The sequence below is a fragment of the Arthrobacter sp. GQ119 genome, from assembly GCF_059759125.1.
This window is the reverse complement of sequence record NZ_JCAXEA010000004.1, coordinates 58535-71555: the sequence shown is the minus strand read 5'-3', so window position 1 is coordinate 71555 and position 13021 is coordinate 58535. Positions and strand designations below refer to the sequence as shown.

Annotated in this window: 12 protein-coding genes; all 12 read left to right on the top strand. The window is 66.3% G+C overall.

Features of this window, described 5'->3' with window-relative positions; translation table 11 throughout:
- Positions 1–84: 84 nt before the first annotated feature.
- A complete protein-coding gene (gene pyrR / locus AC6CH3_RS05165; protein ID WP_498131418.1) occupies positions 85–669 on the top strand; it encodes a bifunctional pyr operon transcriptional regulator/uracil phosphoribosyltransferase PyrR in 585 nt (194 codons plus the stop codon).
- Positions 666–1661, top strand: coding sequence for an aspartate carbamoyltransferase catalytic subunit (locus tag AC6CH3_RS05160; protein ID WP_498131417.1), 996 nt, complete (start codon positions 666–668; stop codon positions 1659–1661). Before pyrR ends, AC6CH3_RS05160 begins: the two co-directional genes overlap by 4 nt.
- Positions 1661–3064, top strand: a complete 1404-nt coding sequence (locus AC6CH3_RS05155) for a dihydroorotase (protein WP_498131416.1) — start codon at positions 1661–1663, stop codon at positions 3062–3064. Before AC6CH3_RS05160 ends, AC6CH3_RS05155 begins: the two co-directional genes overlap by 1 nt.
- On the top strand, positions 3064–3585 hold the full coding sequence (locus tag AC6CH3_RS05150; protein WP_498131415.1) for a PH-like domain-containing protein: 522 nt from the start codon (positions 3064–3066) through the stop codon (positions 3583–3585). The genes AC6CH3_RS05155 and AC6CH3_RS05150 overlap by 1 nt, the downstream gene beginning before the upstream one ends.
- Positions 3566–4828, top strand: coding sequence for a glutamine-hydrolyzing carbamoyl-phosphate synthase small subunit (gene carA / locus AC6CH3_RS05145; RefSeq protein WP_498131414.1), 1263 nt, complete (start codon positions 3566–3568; stop codon positions 4826–4828). Before AC6CH3_RS05150 ends, carA begins: the two co-directional genes overlap by 20 nt.
- Positions 4828–8127, top strand: a complete 3300-nt coding sequence (carB, locus tag AC6CH3_RS05140) for a carbamoyl-phosphate synthase large subunit (RefSeq protein WP_498131413.1) — start codon at positions 4828–4830, stop codon at positions 8125–8127. Before carA ends, carB begins: the two co-directional genes overlap by 1 nt.
- On the top strand, positions 8120–9004 hold the full coding sequence (pyrF, locus tag AC6CH3_RS05135; protein ID WP_498131412.1) for an orotidine-5'-phosphate decarboxylase: 885 nt from the start codon (positions 8120–8122) through the stop codon (positions 9002–9004). The genes carB and pyrF overlap by 8 nt, the downstream gene beginning before the upstream one ends.
- An 86-nt stretch (positions 9005–9090) precedes the next feature.
- Entirely contained in the window at positions 9091–9414 is a 324-nt protein-coding gene (gene mihF, locus AC6CH3_RS05130) for an integration host factor, actinobacterial type (protein WP_400576119.1), read from the top strand.
- A 40-nt stretch (positions 9415–9454) separates the two neighbouring features.
- Complete coding sequence (gmk, locus tag AC6CH3_RS05125) at positions 9455–10027, top strand: guanylate kinase (protein ID WP_205653914.1); 573 nt, start codon at positions 9455–9457, stop codon at positions 10025–10027.
- A 39-nt stretch (positions 10028–10066) separates the two neighbouring features.
- On the top strand, positions 10067–10327 hold the full coding sequence (gene rpoZ / locus AC6CH3_RS05120; protein WP_205653913.1) for a DNA-directed RNA polymerase subunit omega: 261 nt from the start codon (positions 10067–10069) through the stop codon (positions 10325–10327).
- 39 nt (positions 10328–10366) lie between these two features.
- Positions 10367–11623 carry a bifunctional phosphopantothenoylcysteine decarboxylase/phosphopantothenate--cysteine ligase CoaBC gene (gene coaBC / locus AC6CH3_RS05115; protein ID WP_498131411.1) on the top strand — a complete coding sequence of 419 codons (1257 nt, stop codon included), beginning with the start codon at positions 10367–10369 and terminating at the stop codon, positions 11621–11623.
- A gap of 76 nt (positions 11624–11699) precedes the next feature.
- On the top strand, positions 11700–12935 hold the full coding sequence (metK, locus tag AC6CH3_RS05110; RefSeq protein ID WP_400576124.1) for a methionine adenosyltransferase: 1236 nt from the start codon (positions 11700–11702) through the stop codon (positions 12933–12935).
- The last annotated feature ends 86 nt before the right edge of the window (positions 12936–13021 follow it).

Genomic DNA, 13021 nt, shown 5'->3' with positions numbered 1-13021 from the left:
TGGCAAATGTCCGTGTGGTAATTTGGGAAAGCAATGTTCCTTTTTTAATTCCGTCCCGTGAGGCGGGGAAAGGGGAGACGAGCGTTGACTCCTGTCACACAGGCACCGGTTCCGGCCAGGGTTGTACTCAACCAGGCTGATATTGACCGTGCACTCACTCGTATCGCCCATGAGATCCTCGAGGCCAACAAAGGCTCCCAGGACCTGGTGCTGCTGGGCATTCCGCGCCGCGGCTACCCGCTGGCCGTCCGGCTCGCCCAGAAAATCGCCGCCGCAGACCCCGCCGTCAACGCCGCCGCCATCGTTGGCCAGCTTGACGTCACGATGTTCCGCGACGATCTGTCCCACCAGCCCACCAGGCCGCCCCACCACACCCAGCTGCCGCTGACCGGCATCGACAACAAGGTTGTTGTCCTGATCGACGACGTGCTGTACTCCGGCCGCACCATCCGCGCCGCCCTGGACGCCCTCGTTGACCTCGGACGGCCCCGCATCGTGCGCCTTGCCGTCCTCGTCGACCGCGGGCACCGTGAGCTTCCCATCCGGGCGGACCACGTGGGCAAGAACCTGCCGACTTCCTCCTCCGAAAAGGTCCGCGTACGCCTCGAGGAAACCGACGTCATTGACGGCCAGACGGTCAATGAGGTCGTCATCGAGGCCGGCGCATGAAGCACCTGCTGTCCACCGAAAACCTGAGCCTCGCCAACGCTGTGCGGATCCTCGACACGGCCGAGGAAATGGCGGCTGTGGGTGACCGCGAGGTCAAGAAACTTCCCGCGCTGCGCGGCCGCACGGTGGTGAACCTCTTCTTCGAGGATTCCACCCGCACCCGGATCTCGTTCGAGGCCGCCGCCAAACGGCTTTCCGCGGACGTCATCAACTTTGCTGCCAAGGGGTCATCGGTCTCCAAGGGGGAGTCCCTCAAGGACACTGCCCAGACGCTGTCCGCGATGGGTGCAGACGCCGTCGTGATCCGCCACTGGGCCTCCGGTGCTCCACACCGGCTTGCTGCGACCGACTGGATTGACGCCGCCGTCATCAATGCCGGTGACGGCACGCACGAACACCCCACCCAGGCGCTGCTGGACGCCTTCACCATGCGCCGGCACTGGGCAAAACTCGCGGGCCTGCCATCCGTCGGGGCTGACCTGAAAGGCATGCGCGTAGCGATAGCCGGCGACGTCCTGCACTCACGGGTTGCGCGGTCCAACGTATGGCTGCTGCGCACGCTGGGAGCCGAAGTCACCCTCGTGGCGCCGCCCACGCTGCTGCCCATCGGCGTCGAAACCTGGCCCTGCAAGGTCAGCTACAACATGGACCAAACGCTCGAAAAGGGCGTGGACGCCGTGATGATGCTCCGGGTCCAGGGCGAACGGATGAACGCCTCATTCTTCCCCTCCACCCGTGAGTACTCGCGCCGCTGGGGCTTTGACGACGCCAGGCTCCGGGCCCTGGACACCCTCGGACTCAAAGACACCATCATCATGCACCCCGGGCCCATGAACCGTGGGCTGGAAATTTCCGCCGCTGCTGCCGACTCGCCCCGTTCCACCGTGCTCGCACAGGTCCGGAACGGCGTATCCGTCCGCATGGCCGCCCTGTACCTGCTGCTCTCCGGGGACACCCGCGAACCAGCCGCCACCCTGAAAGAGAGCAAGTAATGGCTGACCAGACCGCCAGCAATGGCACGAAGAGCAACGGCACGAACCCCAGCGGAACCTACCTCATCCGCGGCGCGTCGATCCTCGGCGAAGGTGCGGAGGACCTGCTCATCCGCGACGGCGTCATCGCCGGGCGAGGCAAGGACCTGTCGGGGACAGACGCGGCCGACGACGCCACGGTCATCGACGCCGACGGCCTCATCGCGCTGCCGGGCATGGTGGACGTGCACACGCACCTCCGCGAGCCGGGCCGCGAAGACGCCGAGACCGTCGAAACGGGAACCCGGGCGGCGGCGCTCGGTGGCTTCACCGCCGTGCATGCCATGGCCAACAGCACCCCGGTGGCCGACACGGCCGGCGTCGTGGAGCAGGTCCACAGCCTGGGCCGCGCCGCAGGCTGGGTGGACGTCCGCCCGGTGGGTGCTGTCACCGTCGGCCTGGCAGGGGAGCAGCTGGCCGAGCTCGGCGCCATGGCCGACTCCCGCGCGCAGGTCCGGATGTTCTCCGATGACGGCATCTGCGTCCACGACCCCGTCCTCATGCGCCGCGCCCTTGAATACGTCAAGGCGTTCGACGGCGTCGTGGCCCAGCATGCGCAGGAACCCCGCCTCACCGCCGGGGCACAGATGAACGAAGGCGAGGTCTCCGCGGTCCTGGGGCTGACCGGCTGGCCTGCCGTCGCCGAGGAAAGCATCATCGCCCGCGACGTCCTGCTCGCCCAGCACGTCGGATCCAGGCTTCACGTCTGCCACGTGTCCACCGCCGGATCGGTGGAGATCATCCGCTGGGCCAAGGGCCGCGGGATCAACGTCACCGCTGAAGTGACGCCCCACCACCTCCTGCTCACCGACGAGCTGGTCCGCAGCTATGACCCCGTGTACAAGGTCAACCCGCCGCTGCGCACCAACGCCGACGTTGAGGCGCTGCGGGCTGCCCTGGCCGACGGCACCATCGACGTCGTGGGCACCGACCACGCTCCGCACCCCAGCGAACACAAAGAATGCGAGTGGGCTCAGGCTGCCCTGGGCATGACCGGGCTGGAAACCGCCCTGTCCGTCGTGCAGCACGCCATGATCGAGACCGGCCTCATGACCTGGTCGGATTTCGCCCGGGTAACCTCCGTGGCGCCTGCCGGAATCGGCCGTCTCGCAGACCAGGGCCGTCCCCTCGAAAAGGGGGAGCCCGCCAACATCATCCTGGTGGATCCCGCGGCCCGCTGGACCGTTGACCCCTCCGCCATGGCCACGATGGGGCGCAACTCGCCCTTCCGCGGCATGGAACTCCCCGGCAAGGTGGTGGCCACGTTCTTCAAGGGGCACCCCACCGTCCTTGAGGGCAAACTCAACACCCCCTACCGTTATCCCGCGGAAGCTCCGGCTGCCGGCATGGCGGGCGCGAACTGATGGAGAAGGAACTCCTTGCCGGGCTGATCACGGCGGTCCTCATCGCCGTCGCCCTTGGCCTGATCTGGATGGGGTGGCGGAGCCGGCTCCGGCGCCAGTCGGACATCGAGCCACTTCCTTCCGTGCCCGCCGGACTGGGCGAGCCGCTGCTGACGGCCGAAGGCCAGTACGTCGCGTCCACCACGGCCGGCGACTGGCTGGACCGGATTGCGGTGCACGGCCTCGGCATCCGCACCAACGCGCAGCTCAGCGTGCATCCCCAGGGCGTGCTCCTGGACCGTTCCGGTGCCGCGCCGCTGTTCATCCCGGCAGCCGGGCTGAACGGTGTCCGGCAGGACAGCGGCATGGCCGGCAAGTTCGTCGAAAAGGACGGACTGCTGGTCCTCACCTGGGCGCTTGGGACCCACCAGCTGGACACCGGCTTCCGAACCCGCCGGGCCGCCGACAAACCGGCCCTCTTCCAAAAACTTCAAGAACTAATCTCCGCAGGCCCGCAGGCCGATGCCCAGAGTGGAAAGTAATACAGTGACGGACAACAACACAGCAAGCTCCCCGGCCGCCCTGGTGCTCGAAGACGGCCGCATCTTCCGCGGCAGCAGCTACGGCGCCCAAGGCACCGCGCTCGGCGAGGCGGTCTTCGCCACCGGCATGACCGGCTACCAGGAGACCATCACCGACCCGTCCTACGCCCGCCAGCTGGTGGTGCAGACGGCGCCGCACATCGGCAACACCGGCGTGAACAGCGAAGACGCCGAGTCCCGCCGCATCTGGGTGGCCGGCTACATCGTCCGCGACGCCGCCCGCCGCCCCTCCAACTGGCGCTCAGAGCGCAGTCTCGACGACGAACTCGTGGAGCAGGGCATCGTGGGCATCCAAGGCGTGGACACCCGGGCCATCACCCGGCACCTGCGCGAACACAAGACCATGCGCGCAGGCATCTTCTCCGGCAAGGCGGCAGAGGCCACGGAAAAGGAGCTCCTTGACGCGGTCCTGGCCAGCGCCCCGATGGAAGGCGCCCGGCTGGCCGAGGAAGTCAGCATCGACGAGGCCTACGTCGTGGAGCCCAAGGACCATGGCTGGAAAGGCGACGCGCGGTTCAGCATCGCCGCCATCGACCTCGGCATCAAGGCCATGACGCCGGTCCGGTTCGCCGAGCGCGGTGTCCGTGTCCACGTGCTGCCCGCCACCGCCACCATCGAGGACGTCAAGGCCGTCAACCCGGACGGGTTCTTCATGTCCAACGGCCCCGGCGACCCCGCCACGGCCGACAACCAGGTCAAGCTGCTCCGTACCGTGCTGGATGAGAAGCTGCCGTACTTCGGCATCTGCTTCGGCAACCAGATCCTGGGCCGTGCCCTGGGATTCGGCACGTACAAGCTCAAGTACGGCCACCGCGGGATCAACCAGCCGGTCATGGACCGCCGCACCGGCAAAGTGGAAATCACCTCACAGAATCACGGCTTCGCCGTCGACGCCCCGCTGGACGGCCCCACCACAGCGCCCGAAGAGCGCTACGGCCGGGTTGAAGTGAGCCACATCAGCCTCAACGACGACGTTGTTGAAGGGCTCGCGTGCCTGGACATCCCGGCCTTTTCGGTCCAGTACCACCCGGAAGCAGCGGCCGGGCCGCACGACGCCGCGTACCTTTTCGACCGCTTCATCGAGCTGATGGAGGGCACGCGTAACGGCCGCACCGCCAACCTGTCGGAGAAGCCGGCAGACGATCAGAACACCACCGATTCCAAGACTGAGGACAAGAAGTAATGCCCAAGAGAACTGACCTTAAGAGCGTCCTGGTCATCGGTTCCGGCCCGATCGTGATCGGCCAGGCCGCCGAATTCGACTACTCCGGCACCCAGGCCCTTCGCGTCCTCAAGGATGAGGGCCTGCGGGTCATCCTCGTCAACTCCAATCCGGCAACCATCATGACGGACCCCGAGTTCGCGGACGCCACCTACATCGAGCCGATCACCCCCGAGGTGGTCGAGAAGATCATCGCCAAGGAGCGCCCCGACGCCGTGCTGCCCACCCTGGGCGGCCAGACGGCCCTCAACACTGCCATCGCGCTGGACAAGAACGGCGTGCTGGAGAAGTACAACGTGGAACTGATCGGCGCCAACATCGCGGCGATCGAACTCGGCGAGGACCGGGAGAAGTTCAAGGGCGTGGTGGAGCGGTGCGGCGCGGAATCTGCGCGCAGCCACATCATCCACACCATGGACGAGGCCCTGAAGGCAGCCGACGACCTCGGCTACCCCATGGTGGTCCGCCCGTCCTTCACCATGGGCGGCCTGGGCTCCGGGCTCGCCTACAGCGAAGACGACCTCCGCCGGATCGTCGGCCAGGGCCTGCAGTACAGCCCCACCAGCGAGGTGCTCCTGGAAGAGAGCATCCTCGGCTGGAAGGAATACGAACTCGAAATGATGCGGGACAAGAACGACAACGTCGTTGTTGTCTGTTCCATCGAGAACTTCGATCCCGTGGGCGTGCACACCGGCGATTCGATCACCGTTGCCCCGGCACTGACCCTCACCGACCGCGAATACCAGCGGCTGCGCGACATCTCCATCGCGGTCATCCGTGAAGTCGGCGTGGACACCGGCGGCTGCAACATCCAGTTCGCCATTGATCCGCAGACCGGCCGCGTTGTGGTCATCGAGATGAACCCGCGCGTTTCCCGCTCCTCGGCCCTGGCCTCCAAGGCCACCGGCTTCGCCATCGCCAAGATCGCCACCAAGCTCTCGCTCGGCTACACCCTGGACGAGATCCCCAACGACATCACCCAGCAGACCCCCGCGTCCTTCGAGCCCACGCTCGACTACGTCGTGGTCAAGGTCCCGCGGTTCGCCTTCGAGAAGTTCCCCGCAGCCGACCCCACACTCACCACCACGATGAAGTCCGTCGGCGAAGCCATGGCCATGGGTCGCAACTTCACCGAGGCCCTGCAGAAGGCCCTGCGGTCCCTGGAGCAGAAGGGCTCGCAGCTGGACTTCAGCTCCGTTCCCGAATGGGAAGTGCCGGAGCTCATCGAAAAGGCCAAGCGCCCGACGACGGAACGCCTGCACCAGGTGCAGCGCGCCCTGCTCGGCGGCGCCAGTGTGGAGGAACTCTTCGAGGCCACGAAGATCGATCCCTGGTTCCTTGATCAGCTCCAGCTGCTGAACGAGATCTCCCGCGAGATCCGCCAGTCCGGCGCGCTCACGCAGGAGATGCTGCAGCGCGCGAAGCGCCACGGCTTCTCTGATGAGCAGATCGGTGCCCTGACGCACAACCCGGAGGCCGTGGTCCGCGGGGTCCGGCAGGCCCTCGGCATCCGCCCGGTCTACAAGACCGTGGACACCTGTGCCGCCGAATTCGCGGCGTACACCCCGTACCACTACTCGTCGTACGACGAGGAGGACGAGGTTGCGCTGCACTCCAAGCCGTCCATCCTGATCCTCGGCTCCGGCCCCAACCGCATCGGCCAGGGCATCGAGTTCGACTACTCCTGCGTCCACGCCTCCATGGCGCTGCGCAAGGCCGGCTACGAGACCGTGATGGTCAACTGCAACCCGGAAACCGTCTCCACCGACTATGACGTCTCCACACGCCTGTACTTCGAGCCGCTGACCCTCGAGGACGTCCTCGAGGTCATCGCCGCCGAAGAACGCACCGGCGGCGTCATGGGCGTGTTCGTGCAGCTTGGTGGCCAGACCCCGCTGAAGCTCGCCCAGCAGCTGGCCGACGCCGGCGTGCCCATCCTGGGCACCTCGCCGGAAGCGATCGACCTCGCCGAGCACCGCGGCGCCTTCGCCCGCGTCCTGGACGAAGCCGGGCTTATCTCCCCGAAGAACGGCACGGCCGTGTCCTTTGAGGATGCCAAGAAGATCGCCGATGAAATCGGTTACCCGGTGCTGGTGCGACCGTCCTACGTCCTGGGCGGCCGCGGCATGGAAATCGTCTACGACGAGCCCAACCTGTCCCGCTACATCGCCAACGCCACGGAAATCACCCCGGACCACCCGGTACTGATCGACCGGTTCCTGGAGGACGCGGTTGAGATTGACGTCGACGCGCTGTTCGACGGCAAGGACATGTATCTCGGCGGCATCATGGAGCACATCGAGGAAGCGGGCATCCACTCCGGTGACTCCGCCTGCGTCCTGCCTCCCATCACCCTGGGCGGCAACGTGCTGGAGCGCGTCCGGACCGCCACCCGTGCGATCGCCGAAGGCGTGGGCGTGCGCGGCCTCATCAACATCCAGTTCGCCCTGGCCTCCGACGTGCTGTACGTGCTGGAAGCCAACCCCCGGGCCTCGCGGACCGTGCCGTTCGTGTCCAAGGCGACCGGCGTGCAGATGGCGAAGGCGGCTGCCCTGATCGGCACCGGCGTCACTATCAACCAGCTCCGCAGCGCCTACAAGATGCTCCCGGAATCCGGCGACGGCTCCACCCTGCCACTGGATGCGCCCGTTTCGGTCAAGGAAGCTGTCCTGCCGTTCAGCCGGTTCCGCACCCCGGAAGGCAAGGTCGTAGACTCGCTGCTCGGGCCGGAAATGCGTTCTACCGGCGAAGTCATGGGTATCGATAAGCACTTCGACACCGCCTTCGCCAAGAGCCAGGCCGGAGCGAACAATGCCCTGCCCACGGAGGGCAAGATCTTCGTCTCCGTGGCCAACCGCGACAAGCGTTCCGTAATCATGGGCGTCAAGCGGCTCTCCGACCTCGGTTTCGAGATTGTCTCGACCGGCGGCACGGCCGACGTCCTGCGCCGCAACGGCATCCAGGCCACGCCGGTCCGGAAGGTGGCCGAGGGCAGCAGCGCCGAAGGCGAAGGCACCATTGCCGACCTCGTGATCGCAGGCGAAATCGACATGGTGTTCAACACCCCGTCCGGCGGCGAAGCCCGCAGCGACGGCTACGAGCTACGGGCAGCGGCCACCTCCATTGGCATCCCCTGCATCACCACCGTGGCCGAGTTCAACGCCGCCGTCCAGGCCATCGAAGCACTGCGCACCTACGAATGGTCGGTGACCAGCCTGCAGGAGCATGCCGCCAACCTCAAGGCGTCCTGGCATGCCTGAGGGTGCAGGAACCCGCAGCGCGGAAGCTGCAGAAACGGCCGGCCTGGAGTCCTTCGGCTCCCGGCTCGGCCGGGCCATGGCTGAGCGCGGCCCCCTGTGTGTCGGCATCGATCCGCACCCGGCCCTGCTCAGCGCGTGGGGACTGAACGACGACGCCGCCGGCCTGGAGCGCTTTTCGCTGACGGTCCTGGAAGCCGTGGGTTCCCTCGCTGCCGCCGTCAAGCCGCAGGTGGCGCTCTACGAGCGCCACGGCTCCAAGGGCATGGCCGCCCTGGAGCGGACGCTGTCCGCCGCGGCTGGCGCCGGTGTGCTGAGCATCGCCGACGCGAAGCGCGGGGACATCGGCTCCACGATGGCGGCGTATGCCGACGCCTGGCTGCGTGACGGCTCAGCGCTGGCGGCCGACTCGGTGACCCTGAGCCCGTACCTTGGCTTCGAGTCGCTGCGCCCGGCGTTGGACCTCGCGGCCGAGCACGGCCGCGGCGTCTTTGTCCTGGCCCTGACGTCAAACCCGGAGGGGGCCTCGGTCCAGCACGTCGGCGGCAGCGATTCTGTTGCGCGCCGGATTGCCGAGGCCGCCGCCGGAGAAAACAAACGGTACGACGGGACGCTTGGCTCCGTTGGACTCGTGGTGGGCGCCACCGTGGGCACCGCGCTGGCGGACCTGGGCCTGGACCTCGGCGCCGTCCGTGGGCCCATCCTGGCCCCCGGGCTGGGTGCCCAGGGCGCCACGCCTGCCGACCTGCGACAGACCTTTGGAGCCGCGTACCCGCAAGTGCTGGGGACGTCCAGCAGGGACATCCTCAAGGCCGGGCCCGGTGTCCGCAGCCTGCAGGACGCAGCCACGAGCACGCTGGACGGGCTCCGCGGCGAATAGTCCATTGATTTCTGCCGCTGCCGAGGAGTAGGTTCAGGACAAGTCCAACGGCCCAAGGCCGTGGATCCATAGGCGACCCTCGGGGGATGACCGTGACCTTGCGACCCTTGTCAGCCCAGGAACGTGCTGATGCGCTCAAGAAAGCCGCCGCTGCCAGGGCCGCCAGAGCCGCCGCCAAGGAGAGGCTCAAAACCGGAGACCTGTCCATCGCGGAGGTGCTGGACTCGGGAGGCAGCGAGGACGCCATCGCCCGGATGCGGGTGTCCGAGCTGCTGGAGGCCCTGCCGGGAATCGGGAAGGTGCGGGCTGCCGCCATTATGGAGACCGTGGGCATCGCAGCGTCGAGGCGGGTGCGGGGGCTGGGAGTGCACCAGCGCCGGGCGCTGGTAGATTTTATGAACGAGAAATAGATTCATCCGAAATTCATCTGAAAACTGCCCAAAGGAATACGTGAGCAAGAAACCCGGACTGACAGTCCTCGCTGGTCCTACGGCTGTTGGCAAAGGCACCGTGTCCACCTATATCAGGGACAACTACCCGGAGGTCTGGCTGTCCGTTTCAGCCACCACCCGTGCTCCGCGGCCCGGTGAGATCGACGGAGTGCACTACTACTTCAAGTCCAAGGAGGAGTTCGAGTCCCTCGTGGCCGCCGGAGAATTCCTCGAATGGGCCGTGGTCCATGGGCAGAACACCTACGGCACGCTGAAGAGCACGGTAAAGCAGGCCATCGCCGAGGGGCGCTCGGTGCTGCTGGAGATCGATCTGCAGGGGGCGCGGCAGGTCAAACAGGCGCTTCCGGACGCGCAGTTCGTGTTCCTGGCACCACCCAGCTGGGAAGAATTGGTGCGCCGCCTGGTGGGCCGCGGCACGGAATCGGCCGAGGAACAGCAGCGACGGCTGGAAACCGGTAAAGTAGAGCTTGCTGCTGAACCGGAGTTCGACCACACCGTCATCAATGACGACGTTCGCCGGGCAGCGGACGAGCTTGTTTCACTCATGGGGCTGACCCCGCACCCGCGCTAACCGCAGAAGCGATCAGCCCGTTAGAAATTTGGAGAATTCGTGTCCACGAACCTTGAAGGCATCATCAACCCGCCGATCGACTCGCTGCTCAAGGCAGCCGATTCCAAGTACGGCCTGGTGATCTTCGGTGCCAAGCGAGCACGTCAGATCAACGCATACTACGCCCAGCTCCATGAGGGCCTGTTCGAGTACGTCGGCCCGCTGGTCGACACCAAGCTGAACGAGAAGTCACTGTCCATCGCCCTGCGCGAGATCAACGAAGGCAAGCTCGTCTCTACGCCCATCGAGGCGTCCGAGTAACATCCACAGAGTAAAAGACTGCCTGTTGACGGAGATCACGTGCGCATAGTCCTCGGAGTCGGGGGAGGGATTGCCGCCTACAAGGTGGCATCGCTCCTCCGGCTTTTTACTGAAGCCGGCCATGACGTCACCGTCATCCCCACCGAAGCTGCAACCCGCTTCGTCGGCGTGGCAACCTGGGAGGCGCTCTCCGGTAACACGGTCAGCAACAGCGTCTTCGACGATGTCCACCTCGTGAACCACGTGCGCCTGGGCCACGAGGCAGACCTGATCGTCGTGGCCCCTGCCACGGCCGACCTGCTGGCCCGCGCTGCCACAGGGCAAGCTAACGATCTCCTGACGAATACTCTGCTGATGGCCGGCGGGCCCGTTCTTTTTGCCCCGGCAATGCACACCGAGATGTGGCTGCACGCCGCCACCCAGGCCAACGTCGAAACGCTGCGCAGCCGGGGCGTCACCGTCCTTGAACCTGCCAGCGGCAGATTGACCGGTTCTGATTCCGGGCCCGGAAGGCTCCCCGAACCCGAGGCGATCTACGAAGCGGCCATGGCCCTGGTCCACGGTCTCCGTGACGCCGTCCCCGGCTCTCCGGAAGCTCCGATCTTCCCCCTCGCCGGACGGACCGTGACCATCAGCGCCGGAGGAACACGTGAGCCGCTGGATCCGGTGCGGTTCCTGGGCAACCGTTCCTCCGGAAAGCAGGGCGTTGCCCTCGCCGAGGCGGCCAGGGATGCCGGAGCCAATGTGCGCCTCGTGGCCGCCCACATGGAGGTCCCCGTTCCGGCGGGTGTCGAGGTGGTGGAGGTCGAAAGTGCCCTGCAACTCCGGGAAGCCATGCTGACGGCGGCAGCCGGTTCCGACGTCGTCATTATGGCCGCGGCCGTGGCGGATTTCCGCCCGGCGGACGTTTCCGGCACCAAAATCAAGAAACGGGATGACCACGCCGACCCCGTCATCTCACTCGTCCGCAACCCGGACATCCTGCATGAACTCGTAGCGGTACGCGACGCCGGCGGAAACAGCCAGCTTGTGGTGGGCTTTGCTGCCGAAACCGGTGATGCCCAGGGCGACGTCCTTGAATACGCCGAAGCGAAGCTCAAGCGCAAGGGCTGCGATCTCCTGGTGGTCAACCATGTGGGCTCGGACAAGGTCTTTGGCCAGGACCACAATTCCGTGATCATCCTTTCCCGCGCCGGCGCCGAACCCCAGTCGGCGTCGGGCTCCAAGCACGACGTCGCCGCCGTCGTCATTGACCGCATCAGCGCCGAGCTGAGCAGGGTCTTCCCGCGAACCTGACGGGCGTAAGCAACGTCTCCTTAGCATGGGGACACACGCTGCGGCCCGGCCGATTGCCAACCAGTAAGGTAGTTGAGTGACTTTACCGCTGCACATTCCTGAATCCCACGGGTCCGTACCCTCCGCGCTCCGGCTCTTCACCTCCGAGTCGGTGACTGAAGGCCACCCGGACAAGATCTGTGACCAGATCAGCGACGCCATTCTTGACGCCCTGCTGGCCAAGGATCCGGAATCGCGGGTCGCTGTGGAAACCATGGCCACCACAGGCCTGGTCCATGTGGCCGGTGAGGTGACCACGGATGCCTACGTCGAGATTCCGCAGATTGTCCGCGAGACCATCCTGGGCATTGGCTACGACTCGTCGGCAAACGGCTTCGACGGTGCCCGCTGCGGTGTGTCAGTGTCCATCGGCCAGCAGTCCAACGACATCGCGGGTGGGGTCTTCAACTCCCTGGAAGCCAGGGAAGGCCGCCAGGAGGACGACTACGACCTTCAGGGCGCCGGGGACCAAGGCCTCATGTTCGGCTACGCCAGCGACGAGACGCCGTCCTACATGCCGACCCCGATCTGGGTCGCCCACCGGCTCTCCGAGCGGCTCACCGAAGTGCGCAAGAGCGGCGAACTCTCCTACCTGCGTCCCGATGGCAAGACCCAGGCAACCATTGGCTACGAAGGTGACCGTCCGGTGTCGGTCGAGACCATCGTGATTTCCAGCCAGCACGCCGAGGGCTTCAGCCTCGACCAGCTCCGCGCAGACCTCGCCGCGCACGTGATCGACCCCGTGCTGGCCCTCGCGGACCTGGACATCTCACGTACCGCCAACATCCTGAACCCCGCCGGTGCATTCGTCATCGGCGGCCCGGTGGGAGATGCCGGCCTCACGGGCCGCAAGATCATCGTTGACACGTACGGTGGCATGGCCCGCCACGGCGGCGGCGCGTTCTCGGGCAAGGATCCGTCAAAGGTGGACCGCTCAGCTGCCTACGCGATGCGCTGGGTGGCCAAGAACGTGGTGGCGGCAGGACTCGCCAAGCGCGCCGAGATCCAGATCGCCTACGCGATCGGCCAGGCCCGTCCGGTGGGCACCTACGTGGAGACCTTCGGCACTGAAACGGTCGATCCTGCAAAGATCAGCGCGGCGATCGCCGAGATTTTCGATCTCCGGCCCCGTGCCATCATCGACGCCCTCGACCTGAAGCGCCCCATCTACGCCAAGACCGCCGCCCACGGCCACTTTGGCCGCGACGACCCGGACTTCACCTGGGAGCGCCTGGACCGCGTGGACGACCTGAAGGCGTACTTTAACGCCTGAGCCGCGGCGGAAGACCAAGGGACCGAAAAGCCGGGGCACGGGGGACCGTCCGCCACAATGTCCTACCCAGGTGATTGGCTGGTGGT

Coding starts and splice junctions, on each gene's coding strand:
- AC6CH3_RS05160 (WP_498131417.1), top strand. CDS start 666: ATGAAGCACCTGCTGTCCACCGAAAACCTGAGCCTCGCCAACGCTGTG.
- AC6CH3_RS05155 (WP_498131416.1), top strand. CDS start 1,661: ATGGCTGACCAGACCGCCAGCAATGGCACGAAGAGCAACGGCACGAAC.
- AC6CH3_RS05150 (WP_498131415.1), top strand. CDS start 3,064: ATGGAGAAGGAACTCCTTGCCGGGCTGATCACGGCGGTCCTCATCGCC.
- carA (WP_498131414.1), top strand. CDS start 3,566: ATGCCCAGAGTGGAAAGTAATACAGTGACGGACAACAACACAGCAAGC.
- carB (WP_498131413.1), top strand. CDS start 4,828: ATGCCCAAGAGAACTGACCTTAAGAGCGTCCTGGTCATCGGTTCCGGC.
- pyrF (WP_498131412.1), top strand. CDS start 8,120: ATGCCTGAGGGTGCAGGAACCCGCAGCGCGGAAGCTGCAGAAACGGCC.
- mihF (WP_400576119.1), top strand. CDS start 9,091: ATGACCGTGACCTTGCGACCCTTGTCAGCCCAGGAACGTGCTGATGCG.